Consider the following 19026-nt stretch of genomic DNA (forward strand, 5'->3'; position numbering starts at 1 on the left):
TGCGTTGGATCAGCCGACCGGGGCACCGTCCGTGCGCCAGACCTGAATGATCGACGAGCGCGGCTTGCCGTTGCCATCGGGCCAAGAACCGCCCGGATGCTGGATGCCGACGAAGGCGACCGTGTTGTCTTCGTTCCAGCACAGGCCCGTCACTTCGGCCCCATTGGGTGCGGTGAGGAAGCGGGCGATTTCCCCGGTTTCGGTGTTCCCGACGAGCATCTGGTTGTTGCCCTGCCCGGCGAAGTCGCCCTCGTTCGAATCGTCGCCATCGGTTTGGATCCACAACATCCCCTTGCTGTCGAACGCCATGCCGTCGGGCGAGTTGAACATGTTGCCGTCGGTGACGTTCTCGGACCCGCCGTATGCGTTGTCGTAGACCTGCGGGTTGCCCGCCATCACGTACAGATCCCAGGCAAAGGTGTCGGCGCCGTGGTCGTCGCCCGCCGGAACCCAACGCACGATCTGACCGTATTCATTGGTCTCACGCGGGTTGGCCGCGTTCACCGGCATGGCGTCGCCGCCGCGCTTGGAGTTGTTGGTGAGCGCGCAATAGGCCTCGGCCTTGAGCGGGTTCGCCGCGATCCATTCCGGGCGGTCCATCGACGTCGCGCCGACAGCCGAGGCGGCCATGCGCGAGAAGACGAGGGTTTCTTCCAGCGACATGCCGGTGGCTTCGGGGGTCAGCGCGATCCATTCGCCGGTCATGTCGTCGTTGAACTTGGCGACGTAAAGCTGACCGTCCGACAGCAGACCCTCGGTCGAGCCGCCTTCGGCATAGGTGCCGTTCGAGACGTAGCGATAGATGAACTCGCCCCGCTCATCGTCGCCCATGTAGACCACGACACGGCCATCGGCGGCCTGCACCATCTCGGCGTTCTCGTGCTTGAAGCGGCCAAGGGCGGTGTGCTTGACGGGGGTGCTTTCGGGATCGGTCGGGTCGATCTCGGTGATCCAGCCGTGGCGGTTCGGCTCGTTCGGCTCGGCGGTCAGGTCGTAGCGCGGGTCGAATTTTTCGTAGGCATAGCGGCCCTCGCCGCCGATGCCGTAGCGCGACAGACCGTCGGTTTCGTCATAACCGCCGGTGGCACCGAAGTAGCCGTTGAAGTTCTCTTCACAGGTCAGGTAGGTGCCCCACAGCGTCTTGCCCGAACCGCAGTTGTTCATCGTGCCTTTGGGGCTCATGCCTTCGGGGTCGGCGTTGGTCTGCACCAGCGCGTGACCGGCTGCGGGGCCGTCCATGGTCATCTGGGTTTCATGCGTGATGCGGCGGTTGTAAGGGCTGTCCTTCACCACCTCATAGGTGCCGCCGTTCTGCGCGACTTCCATGACCGTCACGCCCTGAAGGTTCTTCAAGAGCATCACCTCATCCGCGTTCTGCGGCGTGCCGTCCGAGGCGGCGGGCAGGTTGATCTTGGGGTTCACGTATTCCGAGTTCACGGCGATCAGTTCCTTGCCATCGACAAAAAACGTCTCCATCCCGTCCGTGTTCTCACCGAACACCTTGTCCGACATGGCGGGCGAAACGCCGGTCTCGGCGTCATAGGCGCCATCGGCTTCGGTCCAAAGCGCATCGCCCCAGCGCACGAGCGTTTTCCACTCGTATCCTTCGGGCACGTGGATGTCGAAATCGGTGGCGATGTCGATCGGCTCGAACCCGAAGCCCCCGTGGGCCGCAGCCTGAGCGCGGCTTGAGGTCAGCATGGCCGACCCAAAAACGGTCGCGGCCGAGCCGAAGGCCAGCGCGCCGCCCAGAAAGCCGCGACGGGTGATGGCCCGTTCCACGACGGCGTCGAAATCATTGGTCGCCGGGCGCGGGTCGCGCATCTCGTCGAATTCGTCCCACGACAGGTTCGAGGTGTCTTGGTCTTTCACGGGGCTTGCTCCTTATTGGCTGGCTGTTCGGGTGCGCCGAGTCGGCGTCCGTGCGCGAGCCTCGTTTCGACCTGTGACAAAGCGGAGTCGCTTCCATGACAGCCGTGTAAAATCCGACCGGACTCTATCACGGATGCGTTTCTTCCCGCCTGAAAACACCCGAGTCGGTATCTCGGACGCGCTCGCATTTTCACAATCCCCCTTCAGGCCCGCAAAAAGGAAAGAAAATGTCGCCAAAATCCACTAGTGCGACACTTTATTCAGCCATTTGGCGTTGACGCCCCGACAGCCGACCCATAATGTCCCCGCACCACAAAGGAGAGCGGTCGTGGAAAGCCTTGTAGTCATCGTAGGATATAGGCGCATGGGACGGTAACGGACCCCTGAAGGTTCCCCATGCGCCCCCGACAGAAAATCGGGGGCTTTTTTATGACCGGAGATACGGGCGCGACGCCCACACGGAGAAAGACATGACACGTCAGATGACCGGCGCGAAAATGGTGGTTCAGGCCCTGAAGGATCAGGGTGTGGACACGGTATTCGGATATCCCGGCGGCGCCGTTCTTCCGATCTATGACGAGGTGTTCCAACAAAACGACATCCGTCATGTTCTGGTGCGCCATGAACAAGGCGCGGTCCATGCCGCCGAGGGCTATGCCCGTTCGACCGGGAAACCCGGTGTCGTGCTCGTCACCTCCGGCCCGGGCGCGACCAACGCGGTCACGGGTCTGACCGACGCCCTGCTCGACTCGATCCCGATCGTCGTGCTGACCGGCCAGGTGCCCACCTTCATGATCGGCACCGACGGGTTTCAGGAGGCCGATACGGTCGGCATTACCCGCCCCTGCACCAAGCACAACTGGCTGGTGAAGGACACGAACAAGCTGGCCGACACGATCCATCAGGCGTTCCACGTGGCGACCACGGGCCGCCCCGGCCCGACGCTCATCGACATCCCCAAGGACGTGCAATTCGCCCAAGGCACTTACGTAGAGCCGCAGAAGGCGCGCACCGAACATTACCAGCCGCAGGTGAAGGGCGATATCGACGCGATCACCCGTCTGGCCGAGATGATCGAAGCGGCGGAACGCCCGGTGTTCTACACTGGCGGCGGCGTCATCAACTCCGGCACGGCGGCGAGCCAGCTTTTGCGTGAACTGGTGGATGCCACGAACTTCCCGATCACCTCGACCCTGATGGGTCTGGGCGCCTACCCGGCATCCGGCAAGAACTGGCTCGGGATGCTGGGGATGCACGGGCTTTACGAAGCCAACATGGCGATGCACGACTGCGACCTGATGATCAACGTCGGCGCGCGGTTCGACGACCGGATCACGGGGCGCATTGACGCGTTCTCGCCCGGCTCGAAGAAGGTGCATATCGACATCGACCCCTCGTCGATCAACAAGGTGATCCATGTCGACCTGCCCATCGTCGGGGACGTGGGCCATGTGCTCGAAGACCTTCTGCGCATATGGAAGTCGCGCGGGCGCAAGACCAATGTCGAGGCGCTGGGGAACTGGTGGAAGCAGATCGACGCGTGGAAAGAGGTGAACTGCCTCGACTACAAGAACTCGACCCAGACGATCAAACCACAGCACGCGCTTCAGCGGCTGGAAGCGATCACGCGCGGCATGGATCGTTACGTGACGACCGAAGTGGGCCAGCACCAGATGTGGGCCGCGCAGTTCATGGGCTTCGACGAACCGGGCCGCTGGATGACCTCGGGCGGTCTGGGCACAATGGGTTACGGCCTGCCGGCGAGCGTGGGTGTGCAGATGGCGCACCCGGACAGCGTGGTCATCAACGTGGCGGGCGAAGCCTCGTGGCTGATGAACATGCAGGAAATGGGGACGGCGGTGCAGTTCCGCCTGCCGATCAAGCAATTCATCTTGAACAACGAACGGCTCGGCATGGTGCGCCAGTGGCAGGAGCTTCTGCACGGCGAGCGCTATTCCCATTCGTGGTCCGAGGCCCTGCCCGACTTCGTGAAACTCGCAGAAGCCTTCGGCTGCAAGGGACGGCTGGTCAAAGACCCCGCCGAGCTGGACGACGCTATTCAGGAGATGCTGGACTACGACGGTCCCTTCATCCTCGACGTCATGGTCGAGAAGCACGAGAACTGCTTCCCGATGATCCCGTCGGGCGAGCCGCACAACAAGATGCTTCTGGGTGAAGCCTCGACCGCCGATGCGATCGGCACGTCGGGCGCGGTGCTGGTGTAAGGGGGACAGGATATGAACGCTCTCAAGATCAAAAAAGGCTCCTCCAAGAAGTCGGCCTATGACCTGCGCGATCCGAATTCGGATATCGTCGAGACGCATACGCTGGCGGTGATCGTGGACAACGAACCGGGTGTGCTGGCGCGCGTGATCGGGCTGTTTTCGGGCCGTGGTTACAACATCGACTCGCTGACCGTGGCCGAGGTCGACCACACCGGGCACCAGTCGCGCATTACCATCGTCACGGGCGGGACACCTGCGGTGATCGAACAGATCAAGGCCCAGCTTGGGCGGATCGTGCCGGTGCACCGGGTGCATGACCTGACGGTCGAAGGTGCTTCGGTCGAACGGGAACTCGCGCTGTTCAAGGTGGCGGGCACTGGCGAAAAACGGGTCGAGGCCCTGCGCATGGCCGACATTTTCCGGGCCAATGCAGTGGACTCCACGCTGGAAAGCTTCGTCTTCGAACTGACGGGTGCGCCGGACAAGATCGACGCCTTCGCGGACCTCATGCGCCCGCTCGGCTTGGTCGAAATGGCGCGCACCGGGGTCGCGGCCCTGTCACGCGGGGCCGAGTAAAGCCCTGACATAGAATGAGAAAGGGCGGGTCGCTTGACCCGCCCTTTTTGTTTGTCCGGTGCCCGGGGTCTTACCCTCGGTTCCACCACCCGCGCCGCTTGGGCTTGGATTTCTCGTCCGCCTCGCCCTCGGCCATCGCAGGTTCCGGTTCGGGCTGCGGCGCCGGCTGGGCAAGGGTTTCTTCCACGACCGGATCGCTTTTCTGCGACGGGGCCTCCGCCTCGGACGGCATGTCCTCGGGGTCGTTGCCCGTGGGCGTGGCTTCCGGTTCCGGCGTCGTGTCGGCCTCGGCCATCGCCGCATCGACGGGCGCAGGCGTTTCGTCAGCAACCTCCGGCGCGACCTCGGCTTCCGGGGCCGTGGCTTCGGACACCGTTTCCGGCGCTTCCGTGACCGGCTCGGCCACCGCTTCGGTCACCGGCTCGGTCGGCGTGTCCGCGACCGCCTCGACCGTCTCGTCGGTCTTCTTCTTGCGCGGGGCGCGCTTGCGCTTGGGCTTTTCGGCCTCGGCCGGTTTCTCGGCTTCCGCCTCGGCAGGCGCGGCTTCGGCCTCGTCGGTCTTTTTCTTGCGCGGCGCACGCTTGCGCTTGGGCTTCTCGGCTACGTCCGGCGCTGCTTCGGCTTCGGCAGCCTCGGGCGTCACGTCGGCCTCGGCGGGCGCTTCGGTCGCCGCATCCGCGCCTTCGCTCTCCGCAGGGGCCTCGGCGGCTTCGCCCGGCCCTTGCGCCTCGTCGCCGCTCTCGTCGCCATCCTCATCGGAGCGCGACTTGTTGCGGCCTCGGCCACCGCGACGGCGGCGGCGGCGGCGCTTTTTCTTCGGCTGATCGTCGTCCTCGTTGGTCTCGGACGCTTCCGAGGTCTCTTCGGACTGATCCTCTTCGGTCTCGTCCTCGATATCCTCGTCCAGATCCTCCATCAGCGACGCATCGACTGAGACGACCGGCGCGGTCACTTCGGCCACGCTGCGGGTCGCGGTCTTGAACTTCTCGATCTCGAAATCGGGCGAGATCAGGAAGGGATCGGCCTCAAGCCGGATCGCCATGCCATAACGCGCCTCGATCTGCGCGATATGCTCGCGCTTCACGTTCATGAGGAAGTTCACGATACCTACCGGGGCCTTGAGCAAGACCTCTTTCGAGCGGCCCCGCGTGCCCTCTTCTTCCAGCTGACGCAGGATGTTGAGCGCGAGGTTGTCGTCGGACCGGATCAGACCCGTGCCGTGGCAATGGGCGCAGGGCTGGGTCGTCGCCTCGATCATGCCGGGGCGCAGGCGTTGGCGGCTCATCTCGAGCAGGCCGAAGCCCGAGATGCGGCCCACCTGAATGCGCGCGCGGTCGGTCTTGAGCTTGTCTTTCAGCTTCTTCTCGACCGCGTTGTTGTTCTTGCGCTCTTCCATGTCGATGAAGTCGATCACGATCAGACCGGCAAGGTCGCGCAGACGCAGTTGGCGCGCCACTTCTTCGGCGGCTTCGAGGTTGGTCTTGAGCGCCGTTTCCTCGATCGAGCCCTCTTTTGTGGCCCGGCCCGAGTTCACGTCGATGGCGACCAGCGCCTCGGTCACGCCGATGACGATGTAGCCGCCGGATTTCAGCTGAACGGTCGGGTTGAACATCGACGACAGGTAGCTTTCGACCTGATAGCGGGCGAAGAGCGGCAGTTGGTCGTGGTAGTTCTTCACGTTCTTGGCGTGGGACGGCATGATCATTTTCATGAAGTCCTTGGCGATCCGGTAACCGCCCTCGCCCTCGACGAGCACCTCGTCGATGTCCTTGTTGTAAAGGTCGCGGATCGACCGTTTGATGAGGTCACCCTCTTCATAAATCTTCGCCGGCGCCGTGGATTTCAGCGTCAGTTCGCGGATCTGTTCCCACATGCGCTGAAGGTATTCGTAGTCGCGCTTGATCTCGGTCTTGGTGCGCTTGGCACCCGCCGTGCGCACGATCAGCCCCGCGCCCTTCGGCACGTCGAGCGAGGTCGCGATTTCCTTGAGCTTCTTGCGGTCCACCGCGTTGGTGATCTTGCGCGAAATGCCACCGCCACGGGCGGTGTTCGGCATCAGCACGCAGTAGCGACCCGCCAGCGACAGGTAGGTGGTAAGCGCCGCACCTTTGTTGCCGCGCTCCTCTTTCACGACCTGAACGAGCAGGATCTGGCGAACCTTGACGACTTCCTGAATCTTGTACTTGCGCGGGCGCGGTTTGCGCGGCGGGCGAATATCTTCGTGGTCGTCGTCGTCGGCCACGGATTCGATGGTGTCGTCCTTTTCGGCCGCATCGACCGGCTTGGCGTCTTCCTCGTCGCTCGGGCGCGATCTGGACCGCGACCGGGAGCGCGACCGCGAGCGGCGCGACCGGGACGGTTTCGCATCAGAGTCGTCGTCGCCGGAAGCCTCGGCCTCGTCGGAGGCATCGGCACCCTCTTCGGCGTCGTCCACATCCTCGCCCGTCTCGTCCGACGGTTCTTCAACCGGCGTATCCGCGACCCGTTCCATCGGCGACGAGGCTTCGTCAGCCTCCCCACCTTCGTCGAGGTCGATCACGTCCATGCCCTGCGGCTCGGCGTCCTTGGTCACGACCTCGTCGTCCGAGCGGGTTTCCTCGGCTCTGGGCGCGCTGCGGCGGGACTTGCGCCCCTCTTCCTCACGCTCGAGCGCCTCGGCATAGGCGCGCTCTTCCTCGAGCAGCGCCTCACGGTCGGCGACCGGGATCTGGTAGTAGTCCGGGTGAATTTCCGAGAACGCGAGGAAGCCGTGGCGATTCCCGCCGTAATCGACAAAGGCCGCCTGAAGCGAGGGCTCCACACGGGTGACTTTGGCGAGGTAGATGTTTCCGGCTAGCTGGCGTTTGTTTTCGGATTCGAAGTCAAATTCTTCGACTTTGTTTCCGTCCACCACGACAACGCGGGTTTCTTCCGCGTGCGTGGCGTCGATGAGCATTTTCTTGGCCATTTGATCTCATTGCACCCGCATATGCGAATGCCGCCCCCGGGGGAGCGGTCGTCGATTTGGGGTGTCTTGTCTGGGCGAGCGTCGGTGCGGTGGCACGCAGGCTGCGCACGGGCTCTTGCCCTGCGTCATGTCCCATCAGTGCCGCGTCGCGCCTCATCGCGTTTCTTCTCCGACCCCTTGATGGGGCCCGTTCGGGTCCGGACGGGTCTGTGCCCCCGGACGAATGTCTGGCGTTCGGGTTTTGTCATGCCCGCCTGCCCTGGCCTTGCGGCCAACTCGGTCTGCTCCCAGCCTCCTGCGCGATCCTCGCGCGGTGCGGCGTGCAAGCAGCGAAACTTTCGGGTCATCCGGCAAGCGGACCACCGCCCATTGAACATAGTGGTCCGGGGGGTGTCATGACAATGGCGAAAATGATCCGAAGATCGGATTATTCCGGTGATCGCATGAACAGGTGGCCCACAACCCTTTGTTCAGGTTAATAAAGTCCGCCTGCGGACAGGGACGAGGAATTCGCGCGGTCGGGAATGACCACAGTTTCGCCCGTCGAGGTCTGGACCTGCTGCTGGCCGCCGAAACCGCTGTCCGGATCGCCGAAAAGCGGCAGGTTCGACCCCATCGCGAAGCCCCCGTCGAACACGATGCCGAAGATCGGTTCTTCGCCGTCACGGAAATATTCCGCCACCACGCTCGGCCCCGACGCGCTGTCGGGCAGACGGGCGCCGGAATAGCGGTCGATTTTCACGAAGTGACCGCCCGGCGGGATCTTGAACTTGCCGCCACCGTATTTCTTGACCGCTTCGACCATGAAACGCTGGAACACCGGGCCGCAGGTGCCGCCGCCCGACGCCCCACCCAAGGGGCGCGGTCGGTCGAAACCGATGTAGCAACCCGCCACGATGTTCGAGGTGAAGCCCACGAACCAGACGTCCTTCGAATCGTTGGTGGTCCCGGTCTTGCCCGCCGTCGGCACCGGAAGGCGCACGGACCCCGATGCCGTGCCGCGCTGAACCACGCCCTGCATCATCGAGGTGAGCTGATAAGCGGTAATCGCGTCCATCACCCGTTCGCGGTTCGAGGTGATCTGCGGCGCTTCGCCGGACGGCAGGCGGGCCGCCTTGCAGTCGGCACAGTCGCGCTGGTCGTGACGATAGATCGTACGCCCCCAACGGTCCTGTACGCGGTCGACGAGCGTCGGTTCCACCCGCTCGCCGCCGTTTGCGAACATGGCATAGGCCGACACCATCTTGAACAGCGTCGTTTCCGCCGAGCCGAGCGCGTTGGCGAGATAGGGGTCGAGGTGATCGTAGACGCCAAACCGTTCGGCATAACGCGCGACGGTCTGCATTCCGACCTCCTGCGCCAGACGCACGGTCATCAGGTTGCGCGACCGTTCGATGCCGGTGCGCAGCGGCGTGGGCCCGTAAAACTGGTTCGACGCGTTCTTGGGCCGCCAGATTTCGCCACCCGTGTCGATCTCGATCGGCGCGTCGATGATGATCGAGGCGGGCGAGAACCCGGTGGAAAGCGCCGAAGCGTAGACGAAGGGTTTGAAGGACGAACCGGGCTGGCGCGTGGCCTGCGTCGCGCGGTTGAAGGTCGAATGCTCGTAAGAGAACCCGCCCTGCATCGCGATCACGCGGCCGGTGTTCACGTCCATCGCCATGAACCCGCCCTGCACTTCGGGCACCTGACGCAGCGACCAGCGCACGAAGTTACCCTCGGACCCCTCGCCATCCGTCATGCGGCGCACGTGGATCACGTCGCCGCGTTCGAAATTGTCGGCGAAGCTGCCCCGGAACCACGATGTATCGCTGCGCGGAATGACCCAAGGCTGCGGCTCGGGCTGGCCTTCGATCTTGACCGTCATTTCGTTCGAGCCGATCTGGTCCACGACCGCGACATACCATTGCCCGTTCAGGTCGATGTCGCGCGCCACGCGCAATTCCCCCAGCGCCTCTTCCCAGGTGCCGTTGTCGATGGTGGCCGGGTCGATGGACTTGCCGGTCCCGCGCCACGGCGAGCGGGCGCGGTCATAGTCCTCCAGCGCCTTGCGCAGCGACCATGCGGCGATTTCCTGCATCTCCGGGTCGACCGTCGCGCGGATCGTCAGACCGCCGCCGAAGAATTCCTCTTCCCCGAAATCGCGGCTCAACTGACGGCGGATCTCGTCGGTGAAATAGTCGCGGCGCGGCATGGCCGACCGGAAGCTTTCGAAATCGCCGTTCTGGACCGAGCGAATGGGCTCCTGCCGTTCGGACAGATACTGATCCTCGGTGATGTAGCCGTTCTCGTACATCTCCTTGAGGATGAAATTCCGGCGGTTGAGCAGCCGGTCGTAGTTGCGCACCGGATGATAGTCGGACGGCGCCTTTGGCATCGCCGCCAGCGTCGCCGCCTCATGCGGCGCAAGCTCGTCCAGCGTCTTGTTGAAATAAGTCTGCGAGGCCGCCGTGACCCCGAACGAGTTCTGGCCCAAGAAAATCTCGTTCAGATACAGCGCGAGGATGTCTTCCTTGTCGAGCGTGTTTTCCAGACGGCTCGCGAGGATCAGTTCCTTGATCTTGCGCTCCGCCGAACGGTCGGACGACAGAAGGAAGTTCTTCATCACCTGCTGGGTGATCGTCGACGCCCCGCGAAGCCGCCCGCCCCGCGCGGCTTCCACCGCTGCCGCCAGCATCCCGCGCGGATCATACCCTTTGTGGGTGTAGAAATTCTTGTCCTCGGCCGAGATGAAGGCGTATTTCACCAGATCGGGGATCTGCTCCGGCGGCGTATAAAGACGACGCTCGCGCGCGAATTCGTCCATCAGCTGCCCTTCGCCCGAATAGATCCGGCTGATCGTGGCGGGCTGATAATTCTCGAGCTGCTCGGTCGACGGCAGACCCTGCCCGTACATCCAGAAGATGCCACCGATGGCAAGGGCGGCCATGAGCGCACCAAGGGTCAGCCACGAGAAGATGGCGCCGAAAAATCCCAGTATGAATCGGATCAAGACTGCCTCCGAGGTTGAGCCAAAGGGTATAGGGTCGATCGTTGTCCGGGTCAAAAAAGAACGGCATGACATGGCCTGCACGAATGCGCGATGGGCAGGATTTCGCCCGCCATTCAAATGCCTTCTGGACATGCGGGAAGTTCCGCCCCCTTCTCGCCCGCATGAGACCCGACGACATCCTTCCCACATACGACCGAGTCGCGCGCGGATTCGCCCGGTCCCGCGACCGGACGCTTTTCGAACGCCGATGGCTGGACCGTGCGCTGAACCATGCGCCGGGGCGTCGGGTGCTCGACCTCGGCTGCGGTCCGGGCAAGCCCATCGCGGCCTATTTGCAGGAACGCAATGGCGAGGTCACGGGGGTCGACGGGGCCGGGTCGATGCTGGTCCTGTTTCGCGACAACCTGCCCCGCGCTCGCGCCATTCACGCCGATATGCGCGGGCTCGATCTGGGCGAAACCTTCGACCTGATCCTCGCGTGGAATTCGATGTTCCACTTGTCGGCGGACGACCAGCGCGGCATGTTCGCCACCTTCGCGGCCCATGCCCGGCCACGCACCGCGCTTCTCTTCACCACCGGGCCGGCGGCGGGCGAAGCGATGGGCCGGGTCGAAGGCGAAAGCGTCTATCACGCATCGCTGGACCCGGACGAGTATCGCAAGCTCCTGAACGAAAACGGCTTCGACGAGGTCGCCTTCGTGCCGGAAGACCCGACCTGCAACGGCCACTCGGTCTGGCTTGCTCAGTATCGCGGGCTAAACGCCTGACCTACTGCCTCAGCCGGTCCTGCGCCGCCGTGTCTTCGAGCGCCCAGTCGAGGATCGCGTTGCGAATGCCCTCGGCGGCCTGACGCCGCCATTCGGGGTCGACCATCTTTTCGCGGTCCCGCTTCGACGACAGGAACCCCAGTTCGATCAGGACCGAGGGAATGTCGGGCGCCTTGAGGACCGAGAACCCGGCCTCCAGCCGCGGCGTCTTGTAGGTCGAGCCGGTCGCCTCGCGGATCCCTTCGACGATCGCATCCGCAAGCGCGTCGGACCGGGGCCGGGTTTCGACCCGCGCCATATCCATCAGAACCAGCGCCACCTCGTCGCCCGTCTCGCTCAGGTCCACCCCGGCCAGCAGGTCGGCCCGGTCATGGCGTTCGGCCAGCTTCTGCGACGCGATATCGGTGGCCTCTTCGGCCAGCGTATAGACCGTCGCCCCGTTGGCCCGGCCTTCGGCCAGAGCGTCGGCATGGAGCGACAGGAAAATATCGGACCCGGCGGCACGCGCCATCGACACCCGCTCCTCGAGCGGGACGAACACGTCCTCGTCGCGCGTCAGAACGACCTCGACCCCGTCCTGCCTCAGCAAAACCTCCTTCAATTCACGCGCGAAGGTGAGCATGAGATCGGCCTCACGAATGCCTTCGCGTTCGGCGCCCGGATCGATCCCCCCATGGCCGGGGTCGAGCATGACCACCAGCGGCCCCTCGCCCCGGCGCACCGGCGGCGGCGCGTCGGCCATCCTGAACACCGCGCTCGGCGGTGCCCCGACCGTGCGCGCAAAGGTCGCCGCATCCGTCGGCACCGTGCGCACCGACACCTCGGACCGGGTCTCGCTCACCTTGCGCATTCCCGCGCTTTCGACAAGAAACGGGCCGTCCAGCGTCACGACGATCCGCGACCAGCCGGGCCGAAACAGCCCCGTCCGCACCTCGCCCACACCGTCCACGGTCGCGAGCGCCGCCTCGTCCACACCAGTCCAGTCCAGTTCCGAGAAATCCATCACCAGCCGCGCCGGATCGGCGAGCGAGAACACGCGCCACGGCACCGCCCGTGTCATGTCGATGCGCAAAGCGACCCCGCCCGCGTTCGGCGACAGAATGACCCCGTCGCCGGTCAGACGCGCCAATGCCGACATCTGCGCCTGTGCCATCCCGGCCCAGCACGTCATCACGATCAGAAAAATCGCCCGTCTCATGCACCACCCGCTCGTTTTGCGCAGATCATAGCAAGGGCGCGCGCCTGCGCCCATCCCTTCTCTGTTTCAAGGAAACCTCGGGGTGCGGGGCTGGCCCCGCATCGCGGCGTCCCGGCGTCAGCCGGGGCGCTGCACATCCTGCGCGGGCGCAAGCCCGCACAATCTGGTAACGCTACCTTGCCGCCATGAACGCCTGAAGGCGTGAAAGCCCCTCGCGGATGTCGTCGGTGGAGCGGGCATAGGAAAACCTGAGCGTCCGCGCCCCACGGACCGGATCGAAATCCAGCCCAGGAGTGACCGCGACCCCGGCCTTGTCGAGGATTTCCCGCGCGAAGGCCCGGCTGTCGTCCGTATGATCGGACACATCGGCATAGACGTAGAACGCCCCGTCCGGCGGCGCGATCCGGTCGAATCCGGCTTTCGGGAGACCGTCCAGCATCAGGGCGCGGTTCGCGCGATAGACCGCGCGGTTCGCCTCCAGTTCGTCCACCGCGTCCAGTGCCGCCAGCGCGGCCACCTGACTCGCATGGGGCGGGCAAATGAACATGTTCTGCGCGATGCGTTCGACCGTACGCACGTGATCCTCCGGCACCACCATCCAGCCGACGCGCCAACCGGTCATCGAGAAATACTTGGAGAACGAGTTGATGACGTGGACGTCGTCGGACAGCTCCAGCGCGCTCACCGCACGATCCTCGTAGTGTAGTCCGTGGTAGATCTCGTCCGAGATGAACGACACGCCCCGTTCGGCGGTGGTGCCGATGAGCGCGCCCAGTTCGTCGCGCCCCAGCATCGTGCCGGACGGGTTCGCGGGCGAGGCGACCATGAGACCGTCGATCCCCTCGGGCAGATCCTCGGGCACGGGCTGATAGCGGTTCTCGGGCCGCGCCGGGAAGCCGACGGGCGTGAGGCCCAGGGCTTTCAGGATCTGGCGGTAGGACGGGTATCCGGGGTCGGACAGGCCGATCCGGTCGCCGGTGTCGAAGAGCGTCGTGAAGGACAGAAGGAACGCCGCCGACGAACCCGAGGTCACGACGACCCGGTTCGGATCGAGCTCCACGTCATACCAGCGCCCGTAAAGCCCGGCGATCCCGCGCCGCAGCGCCGGAAGGCCCAGGGCGACGGTGTATCCCAGCGCGTCTGTGGACAGTGCCGCCTCGACCGCGCGGCGGGCCGCCTCGGGTGCGGGGGTCGAGGGCTGGCCCACCTCCATGTGGATGATGTGACGCCCCGCCTCTTCCGCCTTCCGCGCGGCTTCCATCACGTCCATGACGATGAAGGGGTCGACCTCGCTTCTCTTTGATTTGCGCATCCTGTCCTCGACGGTTAGTGCCTGTGACATCCCGCGTCGGCGGTAAAAGGTCAACCTTACGGACCCGGTGCGCTTGGGGATTGAACCCCGACCGCCACCCCCGTAGCGTCTGGCCAACCTGATTTTGGAGTGACCATGACCCGCATCGTTTCCGCCGCCGCCCTCGCTCTGGGCCTCGCCTCGACCCCGGCCCTGTCGTTCGACATCGGCGCAATGACCGAGGACGAGCGTGCGATGTTCCGTGACGAGGTGCGCGGGTATCTGCTCGAGAACCCCGAAGTTCTGATGGAAGCGATCGCGGTTCTCGAACAGCGGCAGGCGGAACAGGCCGAGGCCAACGACGTCGCCATGATCGCGGCGAATGAAGAGAGCATCTACAACGACGGTTACAGCCATGTTGCGGGCAACCCGGATGGCGACGTGACGCTTGTCGAATTCGTCGATTACCGCTGCGGCTATTGCCGCAAGGCCTTCCCCGAAATCAACGCGCTGCTCGAAAGCGACGGCAATATCCGCCTGATCTACAAGGAATTCCCGATCCTCGGGCAGGAAAGCGTCACCTCGGCCCGCTTCGCCATCGCCACCAAGCTCGCCCATGGCGACGAAGCTTATGGCGAGATGCACGACGCCCTGATGACCCTGCGTGCCAACGCGACCGAAGAAGTGCTTGCGCGGATGGCCGATGACATGGGCTACGACAGTCAGGAAATTCTGGCGAAGATGGAAGACCCCGAGGTGAACCGGCAGATCGAGGAAAACCACCTGCTCGCGCAACGTCTCGAAATCTCCGGCACGCCCACCTTCGTTCTGGGCGGCCAGATGATCCGGGGCTACGTGCCGCTCGAGGCGATGCAGGAAATGGTCGCGGCCGAACGCGAGGATAGCTGAGGCGAGCTGCGCTCAGGGGCGCCCGTCGGTGAATTCGACAAGATCCCAGAGCGTGCCGTACAGGTCCTGAAACACCGCGACAGTGCCATAATCGGCCTCTTTCGGCGGGCGGACAAACGTCACACCTTTGGCCGTCAGCGCGTTGTAATCGCGCCAGAAATCATCGGTGCGCAGGAACAGGAACACGCGACCTCCGGCCTGATCGCCGATGAACGCCGCTTGCCGGTCATTCGAAGCGCGCGCCAGCAGAATCGACGTGCCGTCGGGGCCGGGGCGCACCACGACCCAACGCTTGTCCTGTTCCGGTTGATAACTGTCCTCGACCAGTTCGAAACCGAGCGTGCCGACGTAGAATTCGATGGCCTCGTCATAGTCCCGCACGACGAGCGAAACATGGGCGAGGCTGCGGGTCACTGCGCCGCTTCTTCCGCGGCGGCATTCTCGGCCTCGATCTCTTCGGCTTTCTTTTCGACCAGTTCGACGATGTGGTCGATCATACCCTCGTTCCCGATCTTGTGGTCCTGCTTGCCGGCCATATAGACCATGCCGTGCCCGGCCCCGCCGCCGGTGAACCCGACGTCGGTCATCAGCGCTTCGCCCGGCCCGTTCACCACGCAGCCGATGATCGACAGGCTCATGGGCGTCTTGACGTGCTCCAGCCGTTTTTCCAGCGCCTCGACGGTCTTGATGACGTCGAACCCCTGACGCGCGCAGGAAGGGCACGAGATGATGTTCACGCCCCGGTGCCGCAAGCCCAGCGATTTCAGGATCTCATAGCCGACCTTCACCTCTTCCACCGGATCGGCGGAAAGCGAAACGCGGATCGTATCCCCGATCCCGGCCCACAGCAGGTTGCCCAGACCGATGGACGACTTGATCGTGCCGGAGGTCAGCCCGCCCGCCTCGGTGATCCCAAGGTGCAGCGGCGCATCGGTGACGTCGGCCAGCGCGTGATAGGCCGCAGCCGACAGGAATACGTCCGAGGCTTTGACGCTGATCTTGAAATCGAAGAAATCGTTGTCTTCGAGGATGCGGATATGCTCCAGCCCGCTTTCGACCATCGCTTCGGGGCACGGCTCGCCGTATTTTTCCAGCAGGTGACGCTCCAGCGACCCGGCGTTCACGCCGATGCGCATGGAACAGCCGTAATCGCGGGCCGCCGCGATCACCTCGCGCACGCGGTCCTCGGAACCGATGTTCCCGGGGTTGATGCGCAGGCAGGCCGCGCCCGCCTCGGCGGCTTCGATGCCGCGTTTGTAGTGGAAATGGATGTCGGCCACGATCGGGACCGGGCTTTCCGCCACGATCTCTTTCAGCGCCTTGGACGACGCCTGATCTGGGACCGAGACGCGCACGATGTCCGCACCCGCTTCGGCGGCGGCCTGCACCTGCGCGATGGTCGCGGCCACGTCGGTCGTGACCGTGTTCGTCATGGTCTGGACCGAGATCGGCGCGTCTCCCCCGACGGGGACGTTGCCGACCATGATCTGACGGGATTTGCGGCGCTCGATCGAACGCCAGGGGCGGATCGGATTGTGCGACATGCGGCCTCGCAAACGTTGGAACGCCCGACCGATACCGCGTGTGCGGCAGCGCGGCAAGGCACTAGACTGTGAGAGGGACTTACTGGCTGGCGTCCGCGACGGCGATGAAATTCGCCAGATCCTGATCGGCCTGCACATCCGCGACCGCGAAGCTTTCGTGGATCGCCGTCGGCGCAAGAGCCACGTTCGACACGACGCTCGCCCCCTCGCCCGCAGGGCCATAGGCCTCGCCGTTCACGGCGAAATAGACCGAGCCCGCGTTGCCGGTGCGCAGGACCGGCGGTTGTTCGGAGTTCGGCAACACATACCGTTCGCCCGCGTCGAGGATCTTTTCAAAAAGCGTGGTGCCGTCAGCCGATTGCACGCGCACCCAGCTTGGGCGCACCGCGAAAATGGCGACTTCAGGCGCGTCGGGGCCGAATACCGTCACGGCGCCGGAGGACGCGGCGCCCGCATCCGCAACCGCTTCGTTGACGGCCTCGTCGATCGCCTGTCCGGGGCGCGGCGCGGTGCGCGCGATCCGGTCGTCGCCGCTGCGGTCGGGCATCGTGCCCACTTCGCGCGGATCGAGGGTCGAGATCGGGCCGTCCCGCGCGATCAGCACGGGCACGTCGAGCGCCTCGGGCCGATACATGCGATCCATCGCCTCGACCGACGGGGGCGAGTTCAGGCCAGCCACGTCGCGCGGCGCATCGCCATCGGTCGGGCCGATGGGCGCATCGAGTTCCGGCAGGTCTTCGAGAACGCCGACGCTTTGTTCGACGGGCGCGAAATCCACCTTTTGAATTTCCTGAAGCAGCGACCAGCCACCGAAACCGAGGATGCCGACGATGCCGACCAGCACCGCGACCGATCCCACGGCGCCCGGCTCGATCCCCTCGAAAATCGACGAGGGGCGCGGCACATAGCTTGCATTCGGATTGGCCAACGGGTCAGGCGCGGTCTCGCGCACCTTTTCGGGCTTTGCGACGACCGAGGCCGAAGGCGACAGCCCATGCGCGGGTTCGAACCCGCTTTCGGCGCAGAATGCTTTAAACGCCCAGTCCGGGTCCATGCCCAGATACCGGGCGTAGGACCGCACGTATCCGGCGATGAAGCTGGGGGTTTCGAAGGTGGTGATGTCGCAATTCTCGATCGCCGCGATGTAGGTCGCCTTGATCTTGAGTTCACGCTGAACGTCGAGCAGGGATTTGCTCAGGGTGGCGCGTTCCCCGCGCATGATGTCACCCAAGCGCAACTCGAAAGAGTCGAAACCGGTCGGTTGCTCTTCTTTCGTGACCTGAGGCGTGATCCAACGCCTGATCATGCAGCCTGCCCCTATTACTCGTGGCCGTACCTTCGGCGGTTTCGTTAGTCCCGTAACGATTCCGAACCGCTATGGGTTCCTTAACCGATATTTAGCAGCCTGCAACGATTCTTGCACGAGATTAAGTGGTTAAGCGGAGAGCTCGGCGCGATTCAGCGCACAGTGCGACCAGAGTTCGTCCATCGCCTTGACCAGCGCGTCCATCTCTTTCGGGCCGTGAACGGGCGACGGCGTGAAGCGCAGACGCTCGGTCCCGCGCGGCACGGTCGGGAAGTTGATCGGCTGCACGTAGATGCCATAGCCGTCGAGCAGCATGTCCGACAGTTGCTTGGTATGAACCGGGTCGCCGACGATGACGGGCACGATGTGCGAGCCATGGTCGATGATCGGCAGACCCAGCCCCTTGAGCCGGGTCTTGAGAATCTTGGCCTGCGTCTGGTGCTGGTCGCGCAGGGTCTGATCGGTCTTGAGGTGACGAACCGAGGCCGCCGCACCCGCGGCGAGCGCCGGGGCCAGCGACGTGGTGAAGATGAAGCCCGGCGCGTAAGACCTTATGGCATCAACCATTTTCGCCGATGCGGCGATGTATCCACCCATCACGCCGTAGGCCTTGGCCAGCGTGGCGTTGATGATGTCGATTCGGCCCATCAGACCGTCACGCTCGGCAACACCGGCCCCGCGCGGGCCATACATGCCGACCGCATGAACCTCGTCGATATAGGTCAGCGCGTTGAATTCGTCGGCGAGATCGCAGATCGCTTCGATCGGGCCGAAGTCGCCGTCCATCGAATAGACCGACTCGAACGCGATCAGCTTGGGGGCCGCCGGATCGTCGGCGGCGAGGAGTTCGCGCAGATGCTCGACATCGTTATGGCGGAAGATGCGCTTGGCCCCGCCGTTGCGCCGCACGCCTTCGATCATCGAAGCGTGGTTCAGCGCGTCGGAATAAATGATGAGACCGGGGAACAGCTTGGGCAGCGTCGACAGGGTCGCGTCGTTGGCGATGTAGGCCGAGGTGAACAGAAGCGCCGCTTCCTTGCGGTGCAGATCGGCCAGTTCGGCTTCCAGACGCTTGTGATAGACGGTCGTGCCGGAAATGTTGCGCGTGCCGCCCGACCCCGCGCCGGTGGCGTCGATGGCCCCGTGCATCGCCTCGAGCACCACCGGGTGCTGGCCCATGCCGAGATAGTCGTTCCCGCACCAGATCGTGACGGGGCGTTCCGTGCCGTCTTCCTTGCGCCATGTCGCGTGCGGGAAATTCCCCTTCTCACGCTCGATGTCGATGAAGACGCGGTAGCGCCCTTCGTCATGCAGCCGTGTCAGTGCCGCATCCAGTTTGGTCTCGTAATTCACGCGCATCCCTCCCGGGCGTCCCGATTCTCCTGTTCACGTTCTGCAC

General features: G+C 64.3%; 13 protein-coding genes and 1 pseudogene. 4 read left to right on the top strand and 10 right to left on the bottom strand.

The genetic code is table 11. The features are described from left to right. Positions 1–9: 9 nt before the first annotated feature. Positions 10–1872 carry a PhoX family protein gene (locus tag HOY44_RS19430; protein WP_287437043.1) on the bottom strand — a complete coding sequence of 621 codons (1863 nt, stop codon included), beginning with the start codon at positions 1870–1872 and terminating at the stop codon, positions 10–12. Positions 1873–2342: 470 nt separating this feature from the next. Between HOY44_RS19430 and HOY44_RS19435 the strand changes: the two genes are divergently transcribed. Beyond that, entirely contained in the window at positions 2343–4097 is a 1755-nt protein-coding gene (locus tag HOY44_RS19435) for an acetolactate synthase 3 large subunit (RefSeq protein ID WP_008328736.1), read from the top strand. A 12-nt stretch (positions 4098–4109) separates the two neighbouring features. Continuing rightward, positions 4110–4673, top strand: a complete 564-nt coding sequence (ilvN, locus tag HOY44_RS19440) for an acetolactate synthase small subunit (protein ID WP_008328734.1) — start codon at positions 4110–4112, stop codon at positions 4671–4673. Between the two features lie 70 nt (positions 4674–4743). Here ilvN and HOY44_RS19445 read toward each other — a convergent pair whose 3' ends face one another. Continuing rightward, positions 4744–7620 (bottom strand): Rne/Rng family ribonuclease, encoded by a 2877-nt coding sequence (locus HOY44_RS19445; RefSeq protein WP_287437045.1) that lies wholly within the window; start codon positions 7618–7620, stop codon positions 4744–4746. Between the two features lie 475 nt (positions 7621–8095). Further along, positions 8096–10612, bottom strand: a complete 2517-nt coding sequence (locus HOY44_RS19450; protein WP_008328730.1) for a penicillin-binding protein 1A — start codon at positions 10610–10612, stop codon at positions 8096–8098. 65 nt (positions 10613–10677) lie between these two features. Between HOY44_RS19450 and HOY44_RS19455 the strand changes: the two genes are divergently transcribed. Next, positions 10678–11379, top strand: coding sequence for a class I SAM-dependent methyltransferase (locus tag HOY44_RS19455; RefSeq protein WP_287437048.1), 702 nt, complete (start codon positions 10678–10680; stop codon positions 11377–11379). Between the two features lies 1 nt (position 11380). Here HOY44_RS19455 and HOY44_RS19460 read toward each other — a convergent pair whose 3' ends face one another. Together HOY44_RS19460 and HOY44_RS19465 are read right to left on the bottom strand one after the other, a co-directional pair. Beyond that, positions 11381–12577 carry an N-acetylmuramoyl-L-alanine amidase gene (locus tag HOY44_RS19460; RefSeq protein WP_287437050.1) on the bottom strand — a complete coding sequence of 399 codons (1197 nt, stop codon included), beginning with the start codon at positions 12575–12577 and terminating at the stop codon, positions 11381–11383. Between the two features lie 172 nt (positions 12578–12749). Further along, positions 12750–13889, bottom strand: a complete 1140-nt coding sequence (locus HOY44_RS19465) for a pyridoxal phosphate-dependent aminotransferase (protein WP_287437052.1) — start codon at positions 13887–13889, stop codon at positions 12750–12752. A gap of 135 nt (positions 13890–14024) precedes the next feature. On the opposite strand from HOY44_RS19465, the gene HOY44_RS19470 reads away from it, so the two are divergent. Further along, positions 14025–14777 (top strand): DsbA family protein, encoded by a 753-nt coding sequence (locus HOY44_RS19470; RefSeq protein WP_040885426.1) that lies wholly within the window; start codon positions 14025–14027, stop codon positions 14775–14777. A 12-nt stretch (positions 14778–14789) separates the two neighbouring features. Here HOY44_RS19470 and HOY44_RS19475 read toward each other — a convergent pair whose 3' ends face one another. The 5 genes and pseudogenes from HOY44_RS19475 to hemA all read right to left on the bottom strand — a co-directional run bounded on the left by HOY44_RS19475 (position 14790) and on the right by hemA (position 18980). Continuing rightward, positions 14790–15191 carry a VOC family protein gene (locus HOY44_RS19475; protein ID WP_287437055.1) on the bottom strand — a complete coding sequence of 134 codons (402 nt, stop codon included), beginning with the start codon at positions 15189–15191 and terminating at the stop codon, positions 14790–14792. Further along, positions 15188–16321 carry a flavodoxin-dependent (E)-4-hydroxy-3-methylbut-2-enyl-diphosphate synthase gene (ispG, locus tag HOY44_RS19480; RefSeq protein WP_287437057.1) on the bottom strand — a complete coding sequence of 378 codons (1134 nt, stop codon included), beginning with the start codon at positions 16319–16321 and terminating at the stop codon, positions 15188–15190. Before ispG ends, HOY44_RS19475 begins: the two co-directional genes overlap by 4 nt. Before the next feature lie 79 nt (positions 16322–16400). Continuing rightward, positions 16401–17375 (bottom strand): DUF4115 domain-containing protein, encoded by a 975-nt coding sequence (locus HOY44_RS19485; protein WP_502710711.1) that lies wholly within the window; start codon positions 17373–17375, stop codon positions 16401–16403. Further along, positions 17376–17627 (bottom strand): annotated as a pseudogene (locus HOY44_RS22720) (helix-turn-helix domain-containing protein); the annotation flags it as partial. Positions 17628–17756: 129 nt separating this feature from the next. After that, positions 17757–18980, bottom strand: coding sequence for a 5-aminolevulinate synthase (gene hemA, locus HOY44_RS19490; RefSeq protein WP_287437061.1), 1224 nt, complete (start codon positions 18978–18980; stop codon positions 17757–17759). Positions 18981–19026: the final 46 nt, after the last annotated feature.

It is taken from the genome of Maritimibacter sp. (genome assembly GCF_016774595.1).
GTDB classification, from domain to species: Bacteria; Pseudomonadota; Alphaproteobacteria; order Rhodobacterales; family Rhodobacteraceae; genus Maritimibacter; species Maritimibacter alkaliphilus.